Origin of the sequence: Cohnella sp. GCM10027633, assembly GCF_042675445.1 — a bacterium.
Lineage (GTDB): Bacteria > Bacillota > Bacilli > Paenibacillales > Paenibacillaceae > Cohnella.
Genome location: NZ_JBHTGV010000009.1, coordinates 1 through 25,348, shown reverse-complemented (window position 1 = coordinate 25,348; position 25,348 = coordinate 1). Strand labels below are relative to the sequence as shown.

Below are 25,348 nucleotides of genomic sequence, written 5' to 3'. Positions count from 1 at the left end.
GCTATACATGTGGTCGAAATTTGTGATAAATATAGCAAAATGTTACAGTTCCATGGATTTTTCTACATAAAGTTTGTTCTTTTCCTGTAAAAAACGCTTTTTTCTCGGACTGTCATGAGTTAATATAGTAAAGGTATTGAAGCTCATGTCAGCTTTGTAGGATTTCAACGATTTTCTTCGTCACGGGCGACGGAATCGATGGATATAGCTAACAAATCAACGATGGAAAGGTACGTGGATTATGAGTGCTGAGCAAGTGAAAGTCGGTATCGTCGGTTACGGCAATCTCGGCCGCGGCGTCGAAGCCGCGATTCGCCAAAACCCGGATCTTGCGCTCGTGGGCATCTTCACGCGCAGAAGTCCGGAAGCGGCGGGCAACGGGTTGATCTCGATCTCCGAGATCGAGTCTTACAGAGGGAAAATCGACGTCTTGATTCTATGCGGCGGTTCTGCGACGGACTTGCCGGATCAAGGGCCGGCGCTGTCCAAGCTGTTCAACACGGTAGACAGCTTCGATACGCACGCGCGCATTCCGGAATACTTCGCGAAGGTCGACGAGTCCGCCCGTTCCGGCGGCAACGTCGCCGTTATCTCCACCGGCTGGGATCCGGGCCTGTTCTCGCTTAGCCGCCTGCTCGCGGAAGCGGTGCTTCCGGAAGGCAACGAGTACACGTTCTGGGGCAAAGGCGTCAGCCAAGGCCACTCCGACGCCATCCGCCGCGTGAAAGGCGTGAAGAACGGCATTCAGTACACGATTCCTCGCGAAGAAGCGGTCGCTCGCGTCCGCGGCGGAGAGAATCCGAAGCTGGAGACGCGCGAGAAGCATCTGCGCGAATGCTATATCGTGCTGGAAGAAGGCGCGAACGCGGACGCGATCGCGGAAGAGATCCGCAACATGCCGAACTACTTCGCCGATTACGACACGGTCGTTCACTTCGTCAGCGAAGAGACGCTGCGCGCCGAACACGGCACGATGCCGCACGGCGGCAACGTCATCCGCAGCGGCCGTACCGGTCAAGGCAGCAACCAGATCATCGAGTTCAGCTTGAAGCTCGACAGCAACCCGGAATTTACGGCAAGCGTGCTCGTGGCTTACGCCCGCGCCGTTTATCGCATGGCTAAAGACGGGCAGAAGGGCGCAAAGACGGTATTCGACGTACCGTTCGGCTTGCTCTCTCCGAAGTCGGCGGAAGAACTGCGTAAAGAGCTTCTCTAAGTGTTGTCGCAACGCCAAATTATATAAAGAAAGAAGACGAGAAACGAATGAGTATCGCTCAAGAGATCCGGTCTACAGACTTGCAGGCTGCTAAAGCTTACGTCAACGAAGTGTACGAAACGGTTAAGAAACGCAATCCCGGCGAGAACGAATTCCACCAAGCGGTCAAAGAAATTTTCGATTCCCTTGTTCCCGTCTTCGCGAAGCACCCGAAATACAAAGAGAACGCGATCCTCGAGCGCATCTCCGAGCCGGAAAGAATCGTCTCGTTCCGCGTGCCTTGGACGGATGACCAAGGCAAAGTGCAAGTGAACCGCGGCTTCCGCGTTCAGTTCAACAGCGCGATCGGACCATACAAGGGCGGCCTTCGTTTCCACCCGTCCGTTAACGCGAGCATCATCAAGTTCCTCGGCTTCGAGCAAATTTTCAAAAACTCGCTGACGGGACAATGGATCGGCGGCGGCAAAGGCGGATCGGACTTCGATCCGAAAGGCAAGTCCGACGCGGAAGTCATGCGCTTCACCCAAAGCTTCATGACCGAGCTTAACAAGTACATCGGTCCGGACGAAGACGTGCCGGCCGGCGACATCGGCGTAGGCGGACGCGAGATCGGCTTCATGTACGGCCAGTACAAGCGCATTCGCGGCGGCTACCCTGCCGGCGTATTGACGGGCAAAGGCGTCGGCTACGGCGGAAGCTTGGCTCGTACCGAAGCGACGGGCTACGGCTGCGTCTACTTCGTGGACGAAATGCTGAAGGATCAAGGCATGAGCTTCAAGGACAGCACGGTCGTCGTCTCCGGTTCCGGCAACGTATCGATCTACGCGATCAAGAAGGCGCAAGAGCTTGGCGCTACGGTCGTCGCTTGTTCCGACTCCAACGGCTACATCTACGACAAGAACGGCATCGACCTGAAGACGGTCGTTCAGTTGAAGGAAGTCGAGCGCAAGCGGATCAAGGAATACTTGGTCACGCATCCGAGCGCGGAGTACTTCGAAGGCTGCGAAGGCATCTGGTCGATTCCTTGCGACATCGCGCTTCCTTGCGCGACGCAGAACGAGATCAACGAGGAATCCGCGAAGGTTCTCGTCGCTAACGGCGTCAAAGCGGTCGGCGAAGGCGCGAACATGCCGTCCACGCTCGAAGCGATCGACGTGTTCCTGAACAACAAAGTGCTGTTCGGACCTGCCAAGGCGGCGAACGCCGGCGGCGTATCCGTATCCGCGCTGGAAATGTCCCAGAACAGCATGCGCCTCTCCTGGACGTTCGAGGAAGTCGACGCGAAGCTGCACGAGATCATGCGCAACATTTACCGCAACAGCATGAGAGCGGCGAACGAGTACGGCCACCCGGGCAACCTGGTCGTCGGCGCGAACATCGCGGGCTTTACCAGAGTCGCGGACGCGATGCTGGCTCACGGCGTTATCTAATAGCTATCCATAACGAATACCGCAATTTTTTCATAAGAAAGACGACCGTCGATTCAATGACGGTCGTCTTTTTCGATTTATGGGGAATATCCGGGTTACAGCCGCCCGAACCAATCGTACGCTTTCGCCCCGGATATTTCATGGCCGCGGTCGAAGACGTCGATGTCGAGATTGCCGTCCGCGCCGGCTACCCGGTACATCTCCTGCAGGCGAGGGTAGGAAGCGTTCACCGCCTCGATCGGGAAGATGTGGTCCTTCGTACCGGCTTCGATCAGCAGCGGACGCGGCGCGATCAGGCCGAATAGGTCGGGAAGCTCGGCGATCAGCGACAAGCCCGGCACGTAGTTATCGACGCAATGGTGCATGCCGAGGATGCTGGCCTCGAATGTATTGAAGAAGCCGCTGACGACCGCGGCGCGAAGACGATCGTCGATCGCCGTCGCGAACGTCGCGACGAGACCGCCTCCGGAGATGCCCATGCATCCGATCCGGTTGCCGGCGACGTAAGGGAGCGTCTGTAAATAGTCGATGCAACGCAGCGTCTCGAAGACGCGCGCGCCAGCCATCGTCTTGCCCACGGCGAGCAGGAACGTGGAGATCCGGTGGCAGGACGCGTAGTTGTTCGCGTCTTCGGCGAGCTTCCGATCGCCGAAGCCGAGCAGTTCGGGGACGAGCGCGACGTAACCCGCCAGCGCAAGACGCTCGGCGAACTTGCGGTGGTAGCCGCCGTCGCCCTCGTTCGGCGTGCCGTCCTCGTTCAGGCCGACGGCGTCCTTGCTTCCGAAGCCGTGTCCGTGCAGGGCGATTACCGCGGGACGAGGCTCGTCGATTCCTTTGGGGACGAGCAGGTAACACGGCATGCGCAGGCTGTCGAACGTGCCGAGTTCGACCCGGTGCCGTACGTATTCCCCGCAGTCGACGGACTCCAACGGTTTCGGGTCAAGGGGCGCGGGCTCGCCCGGCGCGCCGCCGAGAGCGGCCGCGAACCGCTCGCGAAGCCGGCTTTGCCAATCGGCGAGTTCCTCCTGCGACGCTGCCGCGAACGCAAACTCCGGCTTGGTCCGGGCAAGCAAGTCTTGCAAGTAACGGTCTGGATTCCACATATTCGATCGTCTCCAATAGATGAGGAATAGGTACTTATAACTCTTAGCGTAACGCACGATCGTCTTGTTGTGCAGTCCCCTCTTGGCAGAATGCGGCGCGAAAATCGATTTGCATGACCGTTCGCCGTCCGCTATAATGAATGGGAACGTACATTCTTATTCGGATCGACTGCGGTTGGCGACATCGAAGCCCCCCGCGCCGTCGCGAAAGGGGCTTTATTCGTTGGCCAACGAGAGTATCGTAATCAAGGGCGCCCGCGCCCATAATTTGAAAAATATCGACGTGACGATACCGCGCGACAAGTTCGTCGTGTTGACCGGGCTGTCCGGTTCCGGCAAGTCGTCGCTCGCATTCGATACGATTTACGCCGAGGGCCAGCGCAGATACGTGGAATCGTTGTCCGCGTACGCGCGCCAATTTCTCGGCCAGATGGACAAACCGGACGTCGACTCGATCGAAGGTCTGTCGCCGGCGATATCGATCGACCAGAAGACGACGAGCCGCAACCCCCGCTCGACCGTCGGCACCGTTACGGAAATTTACGACTACCTGCGTCTGATGTTCGCCCGCGTCGGCCGTCCGCATTGCCCGGAGCATGGCATCGAGATCACCTCGCAGACGGTCGAGCAGATGGTCGACCGGATTATGGAATATCCGGAGCGTACGCGCCTGCAGATTCTCGCTCCGATCGTCTCCGGACGCAAGGGCGAGCACAGCAAGCTGCTTCAGGACGCGCAGAAGCAAGGGTTCGTGCGCGTGCGCGTGAACGGCGAGATTCGCGACCTGTCCGAGAAGATCGAGCTGGAGAAGAACAAGAAGCACTCGATCGAGGTCGTCGTCGACCGGATCGTCGTGAAGGACGACGTCGCGACGCGTCTGGCAGATTCCCTCGAGACCGGACTCAAGCTGTCCGGCGGACAGATTATCGTGGACGTCATCGACAAGGAAGAGCTGCTGTTCAACTCCAATCTCGCTTGTCCGCAGTGCGGCTTCTCGATCGACGAGTTGGCGCCGCGCATGTTCTCCTTCAACTCGCCGTTCGGAGCTTGCCCGACGTGCGACGGATTAGGGGCGAAGATGGTTGTCGACCCGGACTTGCTCGTACCCGACCGCACCCGGAGCATCGACGACGGCGCGTTCGAAGCGTGGGCGGGCAGCACGTCCAACTACTACCCGCAGTTTCTGGCGGCGGTGTGCGCCCACTACGGCATTCCGACCGACAAACCGATCGAAGGATTGAGCGACAAGCATCTGAACGTCATTCTCTACGGTACCGGCGGCGAGAAGATCCGGTTCCGTTACGAGAACGAATTCGGACATACCCGGGACGCGCAGGTGCCGTTCGAAGGCGTCGTGCACAATCTCGAGCGCCGTTACCGGGAGACCGGCTCCGAAGGCATTCGCGAATTCATCGAAGCGTACATGAGCGCCCAGCCTTGCGCGTCCTGCAAAGGACAACGCCTGAAGAAGGAGTCGCTGGCCGTCACGATCGGCGGCGAGAACATGGGCTTCGTGACGTCGCTGTCTATCGGGGACGCGCAGAGGTTCTTCGACGGCTTGACGCTGACCGAGAAGGAACAGACGATCGCGAATCTCATCCTGAAGGAGATCAACAACCGGCTAGGTTTCCTGGTGAACGTCGGCCTAGACTACTTGACGCTGTCGCGTTCGGCCGGTTCGTTGTCGGGAGGCGAAGCGCAGCGCATTCGCTTGGCCACGCAGATCGGCTCGAGCCTGATGGGCGTCCTGTACATTCTCGACGAGCCGAGCATCGGTCTGCATCAACGGGATAACGACCGTCTCATTCAGACGCTCGAGCATATGCGCGATCTCGGCAATACGCTCATCGTCGTCGAGCATGACGAGGATACGATGATGGCGGCCGATTATATTATCGACATCGGGCCGGGCGCGGGCATCCACGGCGGGACGATCATCTCTCAAGGAACGCCGGCGCAAGTGATGGCGGACGAGAAGTCGCTTACCGGCGCGTACCTGAGCGGCCGCAAGTTCATCCCCGTTCCGCTTACTCGCCGCAAGCCGAACGGCAAGTGGCTCGAGATCAAGGGCGCCAAGGAGAACAACCTGAAGAACATCAGCGCGAAGATTCCGCTCGGCGTCTTCACGGCGGTGACCGGCGTGTCCGGCTCCGGCAAGTCGACGCTCGTCAACGAGATCCTGTACAAGACGCTGGCCCGCGATTTGAATAAAGCCAAGACGCGTCCCGGCGAGCATAAGGAGATCGCGGGCATCGACAACCTCGAGAAGGTCATCGATATCGATCAATCCCCGATCGGCCGAACGCCGCGATCCAACCCGGCGACGTATACCGGCGTATTCGACGACATCCGCGACGTATACGCGATGACCAACGAGTCGAAGGTGCGCGGGTATAAGAAGGGCCGCTTCAGCTTCAACGTGAAGGGCGGCCGCTGCGAAGCGTGCAAGGGCGACGGCATCATCAAGATCGAGATGCACTTCCTGCCTGACGTCTACGTTCCTTGCGAGGTGTGCAAGGGCAAGCGCTACAATCGCGAGACGCTCGAGGTGAAGTACAAGGGCAAGAGCATCTCCGAGCTGCTCGAGATGACGATCGAAGACGCGACGGAGTTCTTCGTCAATATCCCGCGCATTCACCGCAAGATGCAGACGCTTATGGACGTCGGACTCGGCTACATGAACCTCGGGCAGCCGGCGACGACGCTGTCCGGCGGCGAGGCGCAGCGGGTGAAGCTGGCGGCCGAGCTGTACCGGCGGAGCACGGGCAAGACGCTGTATATCCTCGACGAGCCGACGACCGGCCTCCATGTCGACGATATCGACCGTCTGCTGCAAGTGTTGCACCGTCTCGTCGATTCCGGCGAGAGCGTGCTCGTCATCGAGCACAATCTGGACGTCATCAAGACGGCCGACTACTTGGTCGACCTCGGACCGGAAGGCGGCAACGGCGGCGGCACGATCGTCGCGACCGGCACGCCGGAAGACGTGACGAAGGTCGAGAAGTCTTACACGGGCCGTTATCTCGGCCCGGTTCTCGAGCGCGATCGCGCGCGTACCGAAGCGGCTTTGGCGAACGTATAACGAACGATCGCACGAATGAACGCAAAACCGCCAAGGGCATCGCGAGATGCGCCTTGGCGGTTTTGTCTTCGTTATTGCTCCGCGTGGAAATGCGTGCTGGCGGAAGGCTTCATGAGCAGCAACAGCTGTTGCTGGAGCTTCAATATGCCCTTTTGGTTCTCGAGAATTTGCTGCTTCTTTTGCACGATCGTCTGAAGGTCGTTTTTCGCTTCGCTCCATTGCTTCTCCTTGGAGTGCGAATGGAAGCTGTCCCAGGATACGCGTTTTTGGTCGCGCAGCGTATGGATCGAATCCCGGGTCGACTTCATTTGCTCGATAATTTTCTGGGCATCCTTCTTCAGCGTTTTGCGCTGATTGTCGGATAGCGATTTGCGCGCGTCCCGGATTTGCCGGTGCTGGTCTTTCATTTGGACGAACAGCCCTTTTTGTTGGTCGCGAATATCGTCCAGTTGAACTTTCAGCGCTTGGATCTCGGCCGGGTACGCTTTCCAATCCAGCGAAGGCCGGGGCTCGGAATTGCGTTTGTCGCCGTCGGGCGTTGCGGCAGCGGCCATCAATGGGGCCGATACGGTCATCAGGACGACAACGAGGAGCATGAGCAGTCGTTTGTTCACGAGAGGTTCCTCCCAATTGTTGGATTCCCCTCTAGTATGGACATCTTATCCGGTTTCAATCAGTCTGCACGCGATTGTCGAGATCGTACGCGATCAACGCGATCGTATGGCCGGTCCGTTCGGAGAGTTGTTGCTCGATCCGTTGGATCTCGCCGAGCTCGTCCTGAGACAGACTGGCGATCGTCGGGCTGTCCTCGTTCATGGGTTATCCCTCCTGCGATTCAATCTAAGCGCGGCGATCGGATGATCCTATTCGTTCCCGCTTCGACTAAATTTCGCGAATGCCGCGAATAATATCCAAGCGGTTCTTCTTCCTTTTTACCGAACGGGAACGGATGTGTGACAAAGTTGTTACGGGGCTCAATTCGGACTTGCAACAAGGCTGTCCAGAAGCTAACATAGATAAAGATGGGTTCAGAAGGTCAGATAAAGGAGGTCACCCTTATGTTCCTTGCGGAAGCTGCGGAGAATAGCAGCACCTACACGCCGTTCGACGTGTTCATGATCATCTTCACGGTACTTATCGCGGCAGGGTTGGTTCGCCTGCTTATGCAACGCCCTCGCAAAAACATATTCGCGATCGGATTTGCCACGGTCTCGTTGCTCGTATTCCTTGCTGCGGATTTCAAGATGATCAGCGGCTGGTAACGACAAGAGAGCGACTTACATTCGATAACGAACGAACAGGCCCGGCTTGCGCCGCGGCTTGTTTTTTTTATGCGTTTTTTATCGTCAAAAAAATCTTGGAACGGTTCCTAACTTCCCTTAATTATGGTAAAGTATACCTGTTTGATTAACAATGTTAACGCGCGGTAGCGCTAGGGGAGTGGCGGATTGAAGAGCAGGGGACATCGGCTCGTATTGGCGGGCTTGGCGCTAGCCGTCATGCTGACGGGAGCGGGCACCGCGATCGCGGCGGGCACGGGGGGCAACAAAGTCGCGTTGGACGCGAAAGTCATCAACGGAGAAGTGTACGTCAAGGCTTCCTCGTTAACGGCGCAAGTCGGCGGGTCGGGAACCTACGACGCGAAGACGAAGAAGTATACATACGATACGACGGCCATCGTGCCGGACGTCATCAAGAAAGTATCCCCGTCGGTCGTCGCCATCATCGGCAAGCCGGACGACGAATACGCGGACAATCGCTTCTCGCTCGCGCACGGCACGGGAGTCATCGTGAAGAGCGACGGATGGATCGTGACGAACGCCCACGTCGTGAAGGATATGAAGAAGATCGTCGTCGTGACGGCGGACGGCAAGGAATATGCCGGCACGCGCAAGCAGATCGACGAGAAGAGCGATCTCGCGCTCGTGAAGATTAACAAGACGGGACTGAAGCCCGCGGCGTTCGCGAAGTCGCCGCTGCAGTTGCAGGTCGGGGAGACGGCGATCGCGATCGGGACGCCGGTGTCGTTCTCGTTGCGGAATACGGCGACGGTCGGCGTCGTTAGCGGCATGAACCGTTCGATCTCGTCCGATTACAACTTGATCCAGACGGACGCGGCGATCAACCCGGGCAACAGCGGCGGGCCGCTCGTCAACCTGAAGGGGGAAGTCGTCGGCATCAACTCGATGAAGTTCGTCGACGTCGATATCGACAGCATCGGCTTCGCGATTCCGGCCGACACGGTGCAATACGTGCTGAACCACTTCTATAAGTACGGCAAGGTGAAGCGCGCGTCGCTCGGCCTCGAGCTGGAGGAGAGCTGGTCGGCCGTCGTAGGCTTGCCTACCGAGGAGCCGATGACGGTCGTCTCGACGCGCACGGATGCCGCTAGGAAAGCAGGTTTCGCGGAAGGGGACCAAATCTTCGCGATCGGCGGCAAAACCGCGTATACGGAAGTCGAGCTGACGGAGCTGCTCAAGGCCTACTTGCCGGGCGATACCGTGAAGGTCGAAGTATTGTCGGACGGCGATCTGGTAACGCGCAGTCTTGTGTTGTCCGAAGGTTAACCAGCGTCATTTTTCCTATTCGAGAGGAGCACTTATTCCATGAATTTTAGCATTCGTTCGAAGCGTCCGTTCGCGATATTGCTCGCGTTCGTTCTGTTCTTCATCGCGGCGTTGCCCGTTCAAGCGGCCGAAACCGCAAGCAAACAAGTCGAGGTTCGCGTAAAGGTCGGCAGCGGCCAGATGAGCGTGAACGGGGAGACAATCAAAATTCAACCGCCGTACAATGCCGGCAAAATCGCGATGGTGCCGCTCAGCGTGTTCACGAACGCGAAAGGCTTCGGCGCAACGCTCAAGCCGTCGGGCAAAAATATCCAGCTCGCGTACCTGAAGCATAAGCTCGTTCTGACGAAGGGGAGCAAGGTCGCGACGTTCGACGGCAAGAAGGCTACGTTGCCGGTTGCGCCGGTCGACAAGGCGGGCGTCACGATGGTTCCGCTCGACGCGATCGCGAAGGCGCTCGGCTTGAAGCAGTCTACGGACGCGAAGACGAAGGAACTCGTCCTCAAAGGGGCGAGCGCGACGGCTGCTCCGGCGGGCAACGGCATCGATTCGGACGCGGGGAAGAACAAGATCGGTGACAGCTACTATAAGTGGTCGATGAATTATCCGACCGGACTCGTTCAGGATACGCAATCCGAGAACGGCGACTCGCTCGTGTTCCGCGACGTGAAGAAGGAGTACTACTTAGGGATATTCGTAGAAGAAGCGGAAGAAGACCTGACGACGACGGAGAAACGCGAGCGGCTGCAAGCGTACGTGCAGAAGGACGAAACCGTCATGGATAAGCGTACGGTGAACGTATCGCTTGGAGTCAGCTACGAGAAGATCGTGACGAAGAACAAGTCCGGTTTCTTCTACGAGCAACGCGGCATTCAAGCGAATAAACAGTTTTACGTCATTATTTTCGGTAAAAAAGCTTCGAGCATCGCCGAATTGAGCAAGGAGACCGGTATCCTGGACAGCTTCAAGACGTTGTTCAACGCCTCCGACAAGTCGTTGAAGGACATGACCAAGATCATCGGCGGCTTCAAGTCGCTTAAATACGAGGATTACGGACTGACGCTGCAGTTGCCTAAGGCATGGGCTTCGGATCCGGAGGTTACGTATCCGTACTATTCGAACGACGGCGCTTATTTATGGATGGACGTGTCGAGTCCGGAAGCCGGCATGACGACGGACGAGTGGATCGAGCGCAAGCTGAAGCGGTTTACCGATTATTTCAGCGCGGAGTACGGTCAAGTCGTCGAGCATATCGACGTCGTATGGAACGGCATTCCGGCGAAAGCGGTCAAGCTCAAGTACTCCTACGATACGTACGAGTGGTGGGAAGAGTACGAGATTTTCGCGCTGAACGGCAAATACAGATACTACACGGAATTCGCGTATACGGACGCGATGAAGGACAAGAAAGGCATTACTCTTGATCAGTTGCTGAAGACGATGAAGGTCGATTTCGCGACGGTCGAGGGGAACTTCGGAGAAATTCCGGACGAATACTTGACGTTGGACCGTACGAAAACGTCGGTGAAGACGAACGTTAAGTATAAGTATTCCATGACGCTTCCCGATCATTGGACGATGGATTCGAAAACGCTGGAAACGGACGATCTCGACTTCTCGTTCTTCGGCGGCAATTTCACCGTTAACGTCTATGAAGGCGTATCGGACGCTCGTCCGACTTACGAGGATGTTCGGAGGCAAATGAATGAATTAGCTGCCCAAGATAGCAAGTATCGTCTTCTGGAATCGACGCAGACGACTTTCGCCGGCCAGACCGCATACAAACTCGTCGTCGAAAATAAAAACAATAATGATGAAGTCACTCCGTATCATTCGATCAGCTACTTGTTCGTATATAACGGAAACTTCTATGTCGTCGAAGGTTCGTACTTCCTGGCCAACTCCTCGACGTTCATTGTGAAACAACTGGAAGACGCATTCGCCTCGTTCAAGGTTAACTAAGGATCGGTGGGCGATTCCCGAGAGGAGCACTTATACATGATCCGTACGATGAATGCAAAGACGCCTTATCTCCTCCTGCTTACGTTCATACTGCTCATCCTGTCCGCGCTGCCCGTCCATGCGGCCGCAACCCCGGCCCCCAAGGCGGTCGAGGTCCGCGTGAAGATCGGCAGCGGCCAGATGAGCGCGAACGGGGAGAAAATCAAAATTCAACCGCCGTACAATTCCGGCAAAATCGCCATGGTCCCGCTCAGCGTATTCACGAACGCGAAGGGCTTCGGCGCAACGCTTAAGCCAAGCGGCACGAGCTTGAAGTTAACGCATCTGAAGCATACGGTCGTCCTTACGAAGGGAAGCAAGGCCGCGACGGTCGACGGCAAGAAGACGACGCTTCCGGTAGCTCCGGCCGATAAGGCGGGCGTCACGATGGTGCCTCTCGACGCGATCTCGAAGGCTCTCGGTTTCAAGACCTCAACGGATGCAAAGACCAAAGAACTCGTCGTGAAGGGCACGAGCGCATCGCCGGGGGCATCGGGCAGCGGTATCGACTCGGATGCCGGCAAGAACAAGGTCGGCGACAGCTACTACAAGTGGTCGATGAACTTGCCGACGAATCTGGCGCAAGACGAGCAATGGAGCAAGGGCTCGAGAATTTCGTTCGCCGACGTGAAGGGCGAGTTCTACATGGCGGTTTACGTCGACGAGGCGAAGGAGCCTCTCGATGCGGAGGAACAGAGGGAGTTGCTGAAGAGGGGCGTGTACGGCAGAACGCTCGTCGACGTGTCGGCGGTTACGCGAGGAACGGATACGTTCCAACGCCTCGTCATGAAAGACGACAACGGCTTCTTTTACGAGTACCGCGGCATTCAGCGCAACGGTAACTTCTACACGGTCGTATTCGGCAAGAAGGCGAAGTCGAAAGCGGAGTTGGACGCTTACAAGACGCTTCTCGATAGCTTCAGGACGTCGTTCGATTCGGCGAACAAGTCGCTGAAGGATCTGACGATCGTCAACAACGGAAAGATTTCCTATGCGAACGCGACCTATGGATTGCAACTGAAGCTGCCGGTTTCCTGGAACGAGAATGTCTATTACGATGAGGACGAAGAGGCGGGCCCCTCCTACGAAGGCCCGGAAGACGAGACGCTGAAGATCATCGTTAACTCGGTTATGCCGGGCGATACGATCGACGCATGGGTAGAGCGGGACGTTCGGTATCTTGAGGATATGATACTCGAGCCGTATCGCAAAGTGGAAAAGATCGATTCGATCACGTGGAACGGCGTTCCCGCGAAGGCGGTGTACGTCTCCTTCTCCGAAGATGCGAAGAACTGGACCCATGCGGTATCGGTCTACGCGATGAAAGGCGACTACAAATACGATGTAACGTTGTCCTACCCGCAGGAGCGGAAGGCTGCGGTCGCGGATGTGTTGCAAGAGATGACTTCGGGCTTGAAAATCGATTTCGCGGCCGTCGAGAACAACTTCGGACAGGTGCCGGACGAGAACGATACTCGCGACGTGAACGTGCTTGTGACGAAGACGAGCAAGGCATACGGTTACAGCATCACTGTTCCGAAGCATTGGATCGGATCCGCTTCCGACATGGAAGAGAGCGAGGTCACCTTCGAAAGCTTCGGGAACGGTATCTATATTTCCATTGAAGAAGGGGCTTTGTCGAGCCAGTACGAGGACGGCATGGAGGAGATGTTCGCTTCCATGCTGAAGCTGAAGCTGGAGTCGAAGACGAAGGTGACGTTAGCCGGGGCTGAGGCGACGCGAATTCGGCTATCGTCGACGGAAGCATCGGAGGTAGCCGGTACGGTGGACGTTTACTTGTTCGAGAAGAACGGGAATACGTTCATGCTAATGTCGATCTCCAGTACGGTTTCCGCGACCCCATTGAACACGAAGCAACTCGAAGACGCGCTGAACTCGTTCAAGTTCAACTAATACCCGATTCGCCCAAGCTGCCCTTACGGTCGGAGTTTCTTCCACCGTAAGGGCAGTTTCGCGCTTGCAATACACTTCCATAGCCCCGTCTTGCGGACTTTGCTATACTAACAGTAGTACATTGCCGCCACGGAGCGGCTTGGAGGGTAACGAGATCATGATAGACAAAGCCGCGTTGCGGCGTGAAGATATCGAATTGTTGGCGCCGGCCGGAGATTGGGAGTGCATGCGGGCCGCGGTCGCGAACGGAGCGAACGCGATCTTCTTCGGCGTGGAGAAGTTCAACGCTCGCGCGCGGGCGCACAACTTCCAGACGAACGAGCTGCCGGAGATCATGAAGTTTCTGCATAAGTACGGCGTGAAGGGCTTCCTCACGTTCAATATTCTCGTATTCGAGGACGAGTTGCCGGAAGCGCGCAAGCTGATCGAAGCTTGTATCGACGCCGGCGTCGACGCTGTTATCGTGCAGGACCTCGGCCTCGTGAAGATGATCCGCGAGATCTCGCCGGACTTCCCGATTCACGGATCGACGCAGATGACGATCACTTCTCCGGAGGCGGTCGAGTTCGTTAAGCCTTGGAACCTGGAGCGGGTCGTATTGGGACGCGAGAATAACCTGAAGCAAATTCAGCAAATCGGCGTCCAGGCGAAGCTGCCGATGGAAGTGTTCGTGCATGGCGCGCTGTGCGTGTCGTACTCCGGACAATGCCTGACTTCCGAGATGTGGGGCGGCCGATCCGCGAACCGCGGGGAATGCGCGCAAGCTTGCCGCTTGCCGTACGACTTGATGGTCGACGGCGTGCATCAACCGATGGGCGATATCGCGTACTTGCTGTCCCCGAAGGACTTGGCTGCGATCGACATCGTGCCGGAGCTGATCGAAGCGGGCGTCACTTCGTTCAAGATCGAAGGACGGCTGAAGAGCCCCGAGTACGTCGCGAACGTCGTCAGCAAGTACAACAAGGAGATCGACAAGTACTTCGAAGGCGACGAGACCGGCCCTTCGAAGGAAGAGGTGCGCGAGCTGCAGCAGAGCTTCTCGCGCGGCTTCACGCACGGGTTCCTGGACGGCACGAACAACAAGCAGCTCGTCGAGGGCACGTTCCCGAAGAGCCGCGGCGTCTACTTGGGTAAGGTCGAGCAGATCCTGCGCGACGGAGTCGTCTGCAAGCTGGAAGCGCCGCTGAAGCGGGGCGACGGCATCGTGTTCGACGCGGGGGATCCGACGAAGAAGGAAGAAGGCGGCCGCGTGTACGACGTGCGCCGCAACGGGCTGAAGCTGGAGAGCGAAGCGCCTGAAGGCGACCGGATCGAGATCATTCCCGGGCGCAACGACATCGACCTGAATCGCGTTCGCGTCGGCGACCGTATCTGGAAGACGAGCGACCCGGCGCTGGATCGCCGGCTGCGTACGACGTTCGAGACGGAGAAGCCGCTGCGCACGCTGCCGGTTGCCGTATCCGTATTCGGACAAGAGGGTATTCCGCTTCGCACGATCTGGACGGACGTTCGGCTGGGCACGACGGTGGCGATCGAATCCGAGATGCCGCTCGAACGCGCGGAGAAGCGTCCGCTCGGTCACGAGGTGCTGAACGAGCAGCTTGGCCGCCTCGGCGGGACGATCTACCATCTGGAGCAGCTCGAGGTCGGGCTGAAAGGCGACGTCATCGTGCCCAAGAGCGAGCTGAACAGGATGCGCCGCGAAGCCGCCGAGCAGTTGGAGCTGCTCCGCGAGCAGCCGCCGAAGTATATCAAGCATGACATCGATACGTACGGGGATTCGCATGAAGAAGCCGACTCCGTGCCCGTCGGTTCCGCCGCGCTTACCGCGCTTTGCCGGACGCTCGAGCAAGTGGAGGCGGTCGTGGACACGGACGTTTCGCTCATCTACGCGGATTTTGAATTCATCAAGCAGTTCCCGGACGCGGTCAAGCTGTGCCGAGAGAAGGGCAAGCGCATCGCGCTCGTCACCCCGCGCATTCATATGCCGGGAGAGAACGGCTACCACCGCAACATTCTGAAGCTGCAGCCGGATGCCGTGCTCGTCCGCAATACCGGCGCGATGTACTTCTACTTGAAGGAACGGATGGAGAAACCGGACCAGAAGCATCCGATGCTGATCGGCGATTTCTCCCTGAACGTGGCGAACCACAAGACGGTCGATCTGTTCCGCGAAGCGGGCTGCGATTGGGTAACGCCGTCGTACGACCTGAACATTCAGCAGATGGTCGACATGCTGCGCCGGGCGGATACGACCCGCTTGGAGATCGTCCTTCACCAGCACATGCCGATGTTCCATACGGAGCATTGCGTCTACTGCACGTTCATGAGCGAAGGCACGAACTACACGAACTGCGGCCGTCCTTGCGAGGAGAAGCGGGCGTCGCTGCAGGACCGGATCGGCATGTCCCACCCGGTTCGCGTGGACGAAGGCTGCCGCAATACGGTGTACAACGCGGTCGAGCAATCGGGCGCGGAATACTTGAGCACGTTCATGGAACTGGGCGTTCGCTCGTACCGGGTTGAATTCTTGGAGGAGACCGCCGATAAAGTCAGAGAGGTGCTGTCGCTGTATCGCGCGGCGCTCGACGGCCGGATCGGCGGCGGGGAAGTGTGGCGCAAGCTGAAGGCGACGAACCAGCTCGGCGTCACTCGCGGACAATTGGTGAAGTAAGAAGGTAGTCTTGGCGCCCCGGGGGCTGCGACGACGGTCGCGGCAACCGGCACGCCTTACATAGGGAGAGGTGTCGTCGGTCATGAAAATCCGCAAAGCGATTATACCCGCGGCAGGTTTAGGCACAAGGTTCTTGCCGGCTACGAAAGCGATGCCGAAGGAGATGCTGCCGATCATCGACAAGCCGGGCATCCAGTATATCGTCGAAGAGGCGGTCGCGTCCGGCATCGAGGATATTCTGATCGTTACGGGCAAGGGAAAGCGCGCGATCGAGGACCACTTCGACAGCTATTACGAGCTCGAGCAGAACTTGCGCATGAAGGGCAAGCTCGACTTGTTGTCCGAGGTGCAGAAGGCGTCCGATCTGACGGACATTCACTACATCCGGCAGAAGGAAGCGCGGGGACTCGGCCACGCGATCTGGTGCGCGCGCAAGTTCATCGGCGACGAACCGTTCGCCGTATTGCTCGGGGACGACATCGTCCGGAACGAGGGAGGGACGCCGTGCCTGAAGCAAATGATGGACGTCTACGACAAAGTGAAGAGCTCCGTGCTGGCCGTGCAGAATGTGCCGGACGACGAAGTTTCCCGATACGGGATCGTCGATCCGGATCCGAAGGGCGGCGATGGCGACCGGATTATCAAAGTGCGCGGCGTCGTGGAGAAGCCTTCGAAGGAGAAGGCGCCGTCTAACGTCGCGATTATCGGCCGTTATATTTTAACTCCGGCTATCTTCGATATCCTGGAGACGCAGGACGTCGGAGCGGGCGGCGAGATTCAACTGACCGACGCGATCTTCCGGCTCATGCAGGACGAGTGGGTGTACGCCTATAACTTCCATGGCAAACGCTACGATACAGGCGAGAAGCTCGGCTATCTGAAGACGATCATCGACTTCGCGCTCGAGCGTCCGGATTTGAAGGACGAGATCAGAGAGTACCTTCAGAGCAAGCTGTAGCATTCATAGGAAATAACGAAGCCCGCATGCCAAATGCGGGCATTTTTGTCTACAACCTCTCATTTACGCCAGCCTTTTACCCGGCATATCATTAACGGTAGAAATGATTCGCTTGAGGCGTAAGGAGAACGGAAACCCAGTGGGACGTATCGGACTTTTTATCGTTATGATGTTCATTCTTGTATTCTCTCGCGGTATCGTCGTTGCGACGGAGGCGGAGACGGAAGCGGTCGTTCGGCCGGTTACCGGTTCTTCCGATCCGGTTCATGCGGACGTCGTCGTTATCGGTTCGGAGATCGAAGGCGTCTATCTAGCGAAGGCGGCTGCGGAGGCCGGGCTGTCCGTCGTCATACTCGACCCGAGAGACGAGCCGGGCGGCCAATTGCTTCAGGGCGAGATGCTGTTTCTGGACGAGCCGACGAACGATAACGGCCAATCGCTGCTTCAAGGCGGCATGAAAGAACTGTTCGACCGGTACAAGCAAGGCGACATTCGCAAGCCGGCCGAATTCCGCCTCTATTACGAATCGCTAATCGAAGGCATTCCTATCGAATCGGGTGTCGTTCTCCGGTCGATCGATATCCGGCCGGCAACGTCGAACCATTCGCGCAAGTCGGTCGGCACGATCGTCTATTCCACGAGAGACGGCGTGGAGAAGCGGATTACGGCAACGTATTATGTGGAAAATACCGATCACGCCGCATTGACCAGCCGTCTCGGGCTGCGGCGCATTCCGGGAATCGAGACGATTTTCGGAGGCGGTCCGAAAGATTATATGGCCGCGACATTGATGATGAATTTCAGGAACGTCGACTGGAATCGGTTCCGGCGCGAAGTGATGGTCTTGCCCGGCGAAGAGCGAGAACGGCGGTACGGGAGCTTGACGACGGTAACGGCTTCATCCACTTGGGGCTTCGGCAATGTCGGCAGAAGCTATGCGCCTAGCTCGGAGGAGTGGATGCTGCGCGGCCTGAACATCATCAACCAAGGCGATGGAGAAGCCGCGATTAACGCGCTGCTCGCCTATAACGTCGATTCGGCGGATCCGGACGACATCCGGCGCGCGATGGAAGAAGGCAGGCGGGAAACGCGGCGCGTGCTCCTCCATCTCCGGCAATCGTTGCCGGGCTGGGAGCAAGCGGAGATCAACGGTTATCCGAGTTACTTGTACGTCCGGGATTGCGACCGTTACGAGACGGAGTACGTCTTGAAGGGCACCGACGCGATGAGCGGCACGATGTTCTGGGATAACGTAAGCATCGCGGGTTACGCCATCGACCTGCAGGGCACGATGCACCGCAAATGGGGCTTGCACAAAGGCAAGCCCGACCGATACGGCATGCCGCTTCGCGCTTTTCTATCGAAGGGCTACGACAACGTCATCGTCGCCGGCAAAGCCATAGGCGCGTCCGCGGTCGCTTACGGAAGCGCGCGGATTCAGCCGAACACCGCGCTGGCCGCGGAAGTCATCGTCATCATGCTAGGAAAGCTGCAGGGCGATCGGAAGCTGATCGACCTGGACGAGGGGCAAATGGCGAGCCTGCGGCAATACGTTCGGCAGAAGCACGGCATCGCCCTGGACGAGGCTCCCGGCGCGAATAAAATCCTCGGGTTAAACGCTCGGCAAGTGCAATTATTCGATCAAGGTTTGCTTCAGGCATAATTGCGTATCGTCGCGAAAAAACGGATGGCGTTCGCTTGGAACGCCATCCGTTTTCCTGTACACTAGAAGGTAACATATGTTCTTATTTTCCGGAGGCGCAATGATTCATTCGATGGTTAAGCAGTGGAGGCATGTCTTCAAGCTGGACCCCGAGAGGGACATAAGCGAAGAATCGCTCGATCGGCTATGCTTGTCGGGCACGGACGCGATTCTCGTCGGCGGCTCGAGCGGCGTGACGTTCGACAACACGGTCGATTTGCTCGCCCGCATTCGCAGGTACGAGGTGCCTTGCGCGCTCGAGCTGTCGGACGCGTCGTGCGGCGTGCCGGGTTTCGACGGGTATTTCGTGCCGAGCGTGCTCAACGCCGGCAGCGCGGATTGGCTGATCGGCCGGCATGCGGCCGCCCTCGCGGATTTCGGCCATCTGCTTCCGTGGGAGGACGTCGTCGGCGAAGCTTATCTCGTGCTTAATCCGGATTCGACGGTGGCGCGGGTCACGAATGCGCGAACCGATCTCACCGCCGCGGAAGCAGTCGCTTACGCCCAAGTCGCGGACAGACTATGGAACGTCCCGGTGCTCTACGTCGAGTACAGCGGAACGTTCGGCGATATGGCGTTAGTCGCGCGCGTCCGCGATAGTTTGAAGCAAGCTCACTTGATCTACGGAGGCGGCATCGATTCCCCCGAACGCGCGCGCGCGGCGGCGGAAGTCGCGAACACCGTCGTCGTCGGCAATATCATCTATTCCAACCTCGAAGCCGCGCTGTCCACGGTGACCGCGGCGAACGAACCGATAAAGGAGCAAGGGCATGTTTTTTGAGAAGGGACCATCCGACGAACTCGATATGGAAGCGGCGATCAACAAGCTGAACCCGAAGCAGCGCGAAGCGGCGATTACGACGCAAGGGCCTTTGCTGATCATGGCCGGCGCAGGGTCGGGCAAGACGCGCGTGTTGACGCACCGCATCGCTTATATTATCGGGAAGCGGCTAGCCGCTCCGTGGAGCATTCTGGCCATCACCTTTACGAACAAAGCGGCTCGAGAGATGCAAGAGCGCGTGTCCAAGCTCGTCGGACCGTCCGGCCGGGACATCTGGGTGAGCACGTTCCACTCGATGTGCGTGCGCATTCTTCGCAAGGACATCGAGCGGATCGGCTTCAGCTCGAACTTCAGCATTCTCGATTCCGCCGATCAATTGTCCGTCGTCCGCAATATCATGAAGGACAACAATATCGACGTGAAGAAGATCGAGCCGAAGACGGTGCAGGCGGCGATCAGCGCCGCGAAGAACGAGCTCGTGGCTCCCGACAAGTACGAGCAGACGGCGGGAGACTATTTTCAGAAAATCGTCGCCAACGTCTATACCCAATACCAGAAACGACTGAAGGCGAACAACTCCTGCGACTTCGACGACCTGATCATGCTGACGATCCAGCTGTTCAAGGACGTGCCGGAAGTGCTCGACTTCTACCAGAACAAGTTCCGTTACATCCACGTGGACGAATATCAAGATACGAACCGCGCGCAGTACATGCTGTGCAAGCTGCTCGCGTCCAAGCACCATAACCTGTGCGTCGTCGGCGACAGCGACCAGTCGATCTACCGTTGGCGTGGCGCGGACATCACGAACATCCTCAACTTCGAGAAGGATTACCCGAACGCGACGACGGTTCTACTCGAGCAGAACTATCGTTCGACGTCCAACATTCTCGACGCCGCGAACTCGGTCATCAAGAACAATCTGGGACGCAGAGCCAAGAACCTGTGGACCGACCAGAGCGGCGGCGATAAGATCACCGTCTACCAAGGCGATTCCGAGCACGAGGAAGGCTACTTCGTCGCAGGCGAGATTCGCCGCAACCGTCAGAACGCCCGCCGTTTCGACGATCATGCGATTCTGTACCGCACGAACGCGCAGTCGCGGGTCATGGAGGAAATTCTGATCAAGTCGGAAATTCCGTACCAGATCGTCGGCGGCATCAAGTTCTACGATCGCAAGGAGATCAAGGACATTCTCGCTTATATGCGGCTTATCTCCAATCCGGACGACGACATCAGCTTGCTGCGGATCATCAACGAGCCGAAGCGTGGTCTCGGGGACACGACGATGGCGAAGGTGCAGGCGGAGGCGCAACAACTAGGCGTGTCGATCTTCCGGTTCTTGAACGAAGGGGACGGGCTGCTCGGCGACGGGCTGTACCACCTGGATATACAGGCCCGGGCGAAGGCTGCGCTAGGTTCGTTCCGAGACATGATGCGCGCGCTGACGTCCATGGTCGAGTATCTATCGGTAACCGAGCTGACGGAGAAAATGCTGGAGATGACCGATTTCCGCGCCGAATTCATTCGGGAGAACTCGCTCGAATCGAAGTCGCGGCTCGAGAATATCGAGGAGTTCCTGTCGGTTACGCAGGAGTTCGAGAACCGCAACGAGGACAAATCCCTCGTGTCGTTCCTGACGGACCTCGCGCTCATCGCCGATATCGATTCGATGAACAACGATGGGGAGGAAGCGGGCGACGCCGTCGTGCTCATGACGATGCACAGCGCCAAAGGGTTGGAGTTCCCGGTCGTGTTCATCGTCGGCATGGAGGAGGGCGTCTTCCCGGGCAACCGCGCGTATCAAGACAACGAGGAGATGGAGGAAGAACGGCGGCTCGCTTACGTCGGCATTACGCGGGCGGAGAAGAAGCTGTTCCTGACCTGCGCGCGCAGTCGGCTCCTGTACGGCCGAACGAACAACAACGCGCCGTCGCGGTTCCTTGAGGAAATTCCCGAATCGCTCAAGGAAGTATCGGGTTCCGCGGCCGGCAGATCGGGCGGTTCTTATGGCTCCTACGGCGGTTACTCGTCGCGCCTCGGCGGCAGCGGCAATGGGACGGGCGGCGGCGGATTCGGCGCTCGAGGCGGCACTTATGGCGGCGGGTCATCGGGCGCAAGTCCGTTCGGTAGCGGCGCGACGAGCGCGGGCGGCGGATTCGGCGCAAGGCCGGCCGCCGGTGCCGGAGCTTCGGCGCCTCGTCCGGCGGCGGCATCGCGGCCGGCCGTCGCTTCGCCGGCACCGTCTGCGGCGCGCCCTGCCGGGGAAGGCTTGAATGTAGCGGCGGGGGACAAGGTGCAGCACGCCAAGTGGGGCATCGGTACGGTCGTCGCGGTCAAAGGCGCCGGCAACGACATGGAGCTGCAGATTGCGTTCCCTGCACCGGTCGGCGTGAAGCGGTTGCTCGCTGCGTTCGCTCCGGTTACGAAAGTATAAGCAATCATTTATCGACGGGAAGAGGTTGAGGGCGGATGGCGATCACGGATGCCACGGCAAGAATGCGCGAGCTCGTAGAAGAGCTGAACGCGCACGGTCATCGCTACTATACGGAAGACGAACCGACGATCAGCGACAAGGAGTACGACGTGCTCTACGACGAGCTGGTCGCGCTGGAGCAATCGAGCGGTACGGTGCTGCCGAACTCTCCGACGCGCCGAGTGGGCGGAGAATTGCTCAAAGGCTTCGAGCCGCATCGCCATCTGTCCCGGCTGTGGAGCTTGGACAAGGCGCAGAACACGGAAGACTTGCTCGCCTGGGCGGCTCGAGCCAGCCGGTTGATTCAGGATTATAATGCGAAGAACCCCGATCAGCCGCTGCCTCCGCCGGAGTACGTCGTCGAGCTGAAGTTCGACGGTCTGTCGCTCAACTTGACCTATTCCGGGGGCGAGCTTACGCAAGCGGCGACGCGCGGCAACGGGGAAGTCGGCGAAGGCATTCTCGCGCAGTCGCGGACGATTCGCACGGTGCCGCTGACGATCGGGTTCGAAGGCGGTACGATCGAGGTGCAGGGAGAAGGCTTCATGCGGCTGTCCGTGCTCGAAGAGTACAACAAGACGGCGGCGGAGCCGTTGAAGAACGCGCGCAACGGCGCGGCCGGCGCCCTGCGCAACCAGGATCCGAAGCTGACGGCCGCGCGGAGATTGGATGCTTTCTTCTATAACGTCGGTTACGCGGATGGAGTTTCGTTCGGGAACCATCGCGAGATGCTGGATTTCCTTCGGGACAATCGCTTCCCGGTCAACCCTTACGTCGCTTATTTCTCTACGGTGGAGGAAGTCGTCGCCGAGCTCGAGCGCGTCGTGGCGCGCCGGGACCAGCTCGATTACTTGATCGACGGAGCGGTCGTCAAGCTGACGGACATGCGCACGCGCCAAGCGCTCGGTTATACGGACAAGTTCCCGCGCTGGGCGGTCGCGTTCAAGTTCGAGGCGGAAGAGACGACGACGGTGCTGGAGTCGGTATCTTGGGAAGTCGGCCGCACGGGCAAAATCACGCCGCTCGCTCGCGTCGAAGCCGTCGAGCTGGCAGGCGTAACGGTGCAAAACTGCACGCTCAACAACATCGGCGACATCGAACGGAAGAACCTGATGCACGCGCTCGGAACCCGTGTATTCATTCGGCGTTCCAACGACGTCATTCCCGAGATTCTCGGCAAAGCCGACGACGAGCCGGGCGCGACGATCGAAGTGCCGATCGTATGTCCGGGTTGCGGATCGCCGCTCGAGATGCGAGGGGCGCATCTGTTCTGCTTGAACCGGCTTGGCTGCAAGCCTCAGACGATCGGTCGCATTACGCACTTCGCTTCCCGCGATTGCATGGACATCGAGACGTTCAGCGGCAAGACGGCGGAGCAGCTGTACGACGAGCTGGAAGTACGCGATCCGGCCGATCTGTACGCGCTCGCGCTGGAGGATCTCGTGAAACTCCAGCGGTTCGGAGAGAAGAAGGCGACGAACCTGGTCGCCGCGCTGGAGAAGTCCAAGTCTCGAGAGCTGGGGCAGTTCTTGAACGCTCTCGGCATTCCGAATACGGGCAAGGCGACGGCCAAGATGCTAGCGGACCATTACGGAGACCTGGACCGATTGATGGCCGCGGAAGCCGAGGAACTGCAGGGACTGCCGGACGTGGGCGGCATCGTCGCGGAGAGCATCGCGAGCTTCTTCCGCGACCCGCTCATGGTCGAGAGCATTCGGCGTATGCGCGAAGCGGGAGTGAAGGCGGAAGCGTCGCGTCCGGCGGCGGCGACCGCGGACGCGAGTCATCCGTTGTTCGGCAAAACCGTCGTCCTGACGGGTACTTTGTCGGTGATGACCCGCGACGAGGCGGCCAAGAAGCTGGAGGCGCTCGGAGCGAAGATATCCGGCAGCGTGTCCAAGAAGACCGATCTCGTCATCGCCGGCGAGAGCGCGGGCAGCAAGCTGACCAAAGCGCGCGAGCTTGGCGTAGAGGTGCTCGAAGACGAGCAGGAGCTGCTGCGGTTGCTGGGCGAGGCGTAACGATTAGAAAGCCGAAAAACGCTCTCCGATTCATCGGAGAGCGTTTTTGCGTTGTCAGAGGACGGATTTGATTATCGCGCCGAGTTCTTCGTTTAAGTGGACATAACCGCCATGAATCGAGGAGATGACTTCGACCGTCGGTTTATCCGGCGTTGACCAAATGTTGTAAATACGGGGCTCGGCGGAAGCCGTAGGGGAATCGTTCACGATCTCGATGACATCATCCGGACCGCGCGACATCGAGACGAAGCTGTTGCTCTCATCCGACCGTCGCAATATCGCATATAGTTCATTCGCTTTCTGGGGGTCCTTGATTTCTTTGTACGTGTCGCCGGTCTGTCCGTCCACGACTTTGTGAAGACGCGCAATTAAGGGATCGTAAGCAGGGCCCTCCTCGGCGTGGCCGCCGCAGCCCGTAAGTACGATCGCGAGGATCAAGAGGATCAAGGCTTTCAAACGAATCAGCTCCTTTAGGTTTGGTAACGTTGGGAGGACGTATAAGGTTGCGAATAAAAAAGGAAGCGCATCCGACGGATGCGCTTCCTGGTTGGCTCGACTATGCGGTTGATCGATTAGGACTGCTTGATTCCTCTGCGAGCAAGCAATTGCTTGAATTGGAAGTAGAGCGTGCAGCCGATGCAGTAACCGAGCAGAGCGACGCCGGCGGCGATGAGCAGCATGGCGGCGAACGCGACGCCGGCGATCGTCCATCCGATAGCCCATGAGATCAGGGAGAACGTCAGGAACAAGATCGCGAGCGTGTTATTGAAGCGTTGCAAGACGACGGCTTGCATCTCGACGTTGCCTTGCGCGGGATAGAACCGTCTCGCGAGCGCGGCGAAAGGGTTGAGCCGTCCTTCCGTGGCGAGACCGACGACTTGAATGATCCATAACGCGGCCAGAACCCAAGGCTCGTGCAACGCCAGCGCGACGATAACGAAGAGGACGATTCCGGCTTGATTGGCTTTGACGTAACGCATAGGAACTTCCTTCATAGGGATGCACCTCTTAATCCGAGTAGTTTACTTAGTTTTAATATACGAGCAACCGCGACGATTATCAATAGGGAGTTCGTAGAGGGCGCGCAAGATGCGTATCGCATCGTGAATTCACTGTATTAAATTTCCTGCAGAAAAAGGGTTGCAATCCGCTTTCGATCCGTGATATATTCTTATAGCTGCTTCGCGAGACGCACGGCGGCAACGAAAGAGAAACACCGAGCTTGTTCTTTGAAAACTGAACATCGAGCGTAATTTACGGTAATAAATCGTTCACTTCGGTGAACAAACCAGCAATACAGATTGAGCCTTCATGGCTCTTCGATAAAAGTTTCACTTTTATGGAGAGTTTGATCCTGGCTCAGGACGAACGCTGGCGGCGTGCCTAATACATGCAAGTCGAGCGGAGTTATTCCTTCGGGGAT

The 25,348-nt window shown here is 58.2% G+C and carries 18 protein-coding genes and 1 rRNA gene; 14 read left to right on the top strand and 5 right to left on the bottom strand.

Annotated features, from left to right (window positions below; translation table 11 throughout):
* The first annotated feature begins 241 nt into the window (after positions 1-241).
* Positions 242-1,216, top strand: coding sequence for a diaminopimelate dehydrogenase (locus ACFQZG_RS18925; RefSeq protein ID WP_378155312.1), 975 nt, complete (start codon positions 242-244; stop codon positions 1,214-1,216).
* A 47-nt stretch (positions 1,217-1,263) separates the two neighbouring features.
* A complete protein-coding gene (gdhA, locus tag ACFQZG_RS18920) occupies positions 1,264-2,646 on the top strand; it encodes an NADP-specific glutamate dehydrogenase (RefSeq protein WP_378155310.1) in 1,383 nt (460 codons plus the stop codon).
* 95 nt (positions 2,647-2,741) lie between these two features.
* Here the strand turns inward: gdhA and ACFQZG_RS18915 are convergent, their stop codons facing one another.
* A complete protein-coding gene (locus ACFQZG_RS18915) occupies positions 2,742-3,749 on the bottom strand; it encodes a dienelactone hydrolase family protein (RefSeq protein ID WP_378155308.1) in 1,008 nt (335 codons plus the stop codon).
* Between the two features lie 223 nt (positions 3,750-3,972).
* Between ACFQZG_RS18915 and uvrA the strand changes: the two genes are divergently transcribed.
* Positions 3,973-6,831: an excinuclease ABC subunit UvrA gene (gene uvrA / locus ACFQZG_RS18910; RefSeq protein ID WP_378155306.1), complete on the top strand. Its 2,859-nt coding sequence runs from the start codon at positions 3,973-3,975 to the stop codon at positions 6,829-6,831.
* Between the two features lie 71 nt (positions 6,832-6,902).
* On the opposite strand, the gene ACFQZG_RS18905 is transcribed toward uvrA, so the two are convergent.
* Positions 6,903-7,445 carry a hypothetical protein gene (locus ACFQZG_RS18905; RefSeq protein WP_378155304.1) on the bottom strand — a complete coding sequence of 181 codons (543 nt, stop codon included), beginning with the start codon at positions 7,443-7,445 and terminating at the stop codon, positions 6,903-6,905.
* 55 nt (positions 7,446-7,500) lie between these two features.
* On the bottom strand, positions 7,501-7,647 hold the full coding sequence (locus tag ACFQZG_RS18900; RefSeq protein ID WP_378155302.1) for a hypothetical protein: 147 nt from the start codon (positions 7,645-7,647) through the stop codon (positions 7,501-7,503).
* A 242-nt stretch (positions 7,648-7,889) separates the two neighbouring features.
* On the opposite strand from ACFQZG_RS18900, the gene ACFQZG_RS18895 reads away from it, so the two are divergent.
* From ACFQZG_RS18895 to ligA, 10 genes are all read left to right on the top strand, one after another.
* A complete protein-coding gene (locus ACFQZG_RS18895; protein WP_378155300.1) occupies positions 7,890-8,093 on the top strand; it encodes a hypothetical protein in 204 nt (67 codons plus the stop codon).
* Positions 8,094-8,279: 186 nt separating this feature from the next.
* Entirely contained in the window at positions 8,280-9,398 is a 1,119-nt protein-coding gene (locus tag ACFQZG_RS18890; protein WP_378155298.1) for a S1C family serine protease, read from the top strand.
* A 39-nt stretch (positions 9,399-9,437) separates the two neighbouring features.
* Complete coding sequence (locus tag ACFQZG_RS18885; RefSeq protein ID WP_378155296.1) at positions 9,438-11,360, top strand: stalk domain-containing protein; 1,923 nt, start codon at positions 9,438-9,440, stop codon at positions 11,358-11,360.
* Positions 11,361-11,396: 36 nt separating this feature from the next.
* Positions 11,397-13,313: a stalk domain-containing protein gene (locus ACFQZG_RS18880; RefSeq protein ID WP_378155294.1), complete on the top strand. Its 1,917-nt coding sequence runs from the start codon at positions 11,397-11,399 to the stop codon at positions 13,311-13,313.
* Positions 13,314-13,470: 157 nt separating this feature from the next.
* Complete coding sequence (locus tag ACFQZG_RS18875) at positions 13,471-15,987, top strand: U32 family peptidase (protein ID WP_378155292.1); 2,517 nt, start codon at positions 13,471-13,473, stop codon at positions 15,985-15,987.
* Positions 15,988-16,069: 82 nt separating this feature from the next.
* Complete coding sequence (gene galU, locus ACFQZG_RS18870) at positions 16,070-16,945, top strand: UTP--glucose-1-phosphate uridylyltransferase GalU (RefSeq protein ID WP_378155291.1); 876 nt, start codon at positions 16,070-16,072, stop codon at positions 16,943-16,945.
* Between the two features lie 139 nt (positions 16,946-17,084).
* Complete coding sequence (locus ACFQZG_RS18865) at positions 17,085-18,608, top strand: FAD-dependent oxidoreductase (RefSeq protein WP_378155289.1); 1,524 nt, start codon at positions 17,085-17,087, stop codon at positions 18,606-18,608.
* A 100-nt stretch (positions 18,609-18,708) separates the two neighbouring features.
* Positions 18,709-19,428, top strand: coding sequence for a heptaprenylglyceryl phosphate synthase (gene pcrB, locus ACFQZG_RS18860; RefSeq protein WP_378155288.1), 720 nt, complete (start codon positions 18,709-18,711; stop codon positions 19,426-19,428).
* Complete coding sequence (gene pcrA / locus ACFQZG_RS18855) at positions 19,418-21,865, top strand: DNA helicase PcrA (RefSeq protein WP_378155286.1); 2,448 nt, start codon at positions 19,418-19,420, stop codon at positions 21,863-21,865. The genes pcrB and pcrA overlap by 11 nt, the downstream gene beginning before the upstream one ends.
* A 35-nt stretch (positions 21,866-21,900) precedes the next feature.
* The gene (gene ligA / locus ACFQZG_RS18850; RefSeq protein ID WP_378155284.1) at positions 21,901-23,925 is read left to right on the top strand and encodes an NAD-dependent DNA ligase LigA; all 2,025 of its coding nucleotides are present in this window, start codon (positions 21,901-21,903) and stop codon (positions 23,923-23,925) included.
* A gap of 54 nt (positions 23,926-23,979) precedes the next feature.
* Here ligA and ACFQZG_RS18845 read toward each other — a convergent pair whose 3' ends face one another.
* Complete coding sequence (locus ACFQZG_RS18845; protein ID WP_378155282.1) at positions 23,980-24,381, bottom strand: hypothetical protein; 402 nt, start codon at positions 24,379-24,381, stop codon at positions 23,980-23,982.
* 116 nt (positions 24,382-24,497) lie between these two features.
* Positions 24,498-24,920, bottom strand: a complete 423-nt coding sequence (locus ACFQZG_RS18840; protein ID WP_378155280.1) for a DUF4395 domain-containing protein — start codon at positions 24,918-24,920, stop codon at positions 24,498-24,500.
* Positions 24,921-25,261: 341 nt separating this feature from the next.
* Here ACFQZG_RS18840 and ACFQZG_RS18835 point away from each other — a divergent pair.
* Positions 25,262-25,348, top strand: a 16S ribosomal RNA gene (locus ACFQZG_RS18835); the annotation flags it as partial.

Coding starts and splice junctions, on each gene's coding strand:
- ACFQZG_RS18875 (WP_378155292.1), top strand. CDS start 13,471: ATGATAGACAAAGCCGCGTTGCGGCGTGAAGATATCGAATTGTTGGCG.
- ACFQZG_RS18900 (WP_378155302.1), bottom strand. CDS start 7,647: ATGAACGAGGACAGCCCGACGATCGCCAGTCTGTCTCAGGACGAGCTC.
- ligA (WP_378155284.1), top strand. CDS start 21,901: ATGGCGATCACGGATGCCACGGCAAGAATGCGCGAGCTCGTAGAAGAG.
- ACFQZG_RS18925 (WP_378155312.1), top strand. CDS start 242: ATGAGTGCTGAGCAAGTGAAAGTCGGTATCGTCGGTTACGGCAATCTC.
- ACFQZG_RS18885 (WP_378155296.1), top strand. CDS start 9,438: ATGAATTTTAGCATTCGTTCGAAGCGTCCGTTCGCGATATTGCTCGCG.
- gdhA (WP_378155310.1), top strand. CDS start 1,264: ATGAGTATCGCTCAAGAGATCCGGTCTACAGACTTGCAGGCTGCTAAA.
- ACFQZG_RS18895 (WP_378155300.1), top strand. CDS start 7,890: ATGTTCCTTGCGGAAGCTGCGGAGAATAGCAGCACCTACACGCCGTTC.
- pcrB (WP_378155288.1), top strand. CDS start 18,709: ATGATTCATTCGATGGTTAAGCAGTGGAGGCATGTCTTCAAGCTGGAC.
- ACFQZG_RS18840 (WP_378155280.1), bottom strand. CDS start 24,920: ATGAAGGAAGTTCCTATGCGTTACGTCAAAGCCAATCAAGCCGGAATC.
- ACFQZG_RS18880 (WP_378155294.1), top strand. CDS start 11,397: ATGATCCGTACGATGAATGCAAAGACGCCTTATCTCCTCCTGCTTACG.
- pcrA (WP_378155286.1), top strand. CDS start 19,418: ATGTTTTTTGAGAAGGGACCATCCGACGAACTCGATATGGAAGCGGCG.
- ACFQZG_RS18915 (WP_378155308.1), bottom strand. CDS start 3,749: ATGTGGAATCCAGACCGTTACTTGCAAGACTTGCTTGCCCGGACCAAG.
- galU (WP_378155291.1), top strand. CDS start 16,070: ATGAAAATCCGCAAAGCGATTATACCCGCGGCAGGTTTAGGCACAAGG.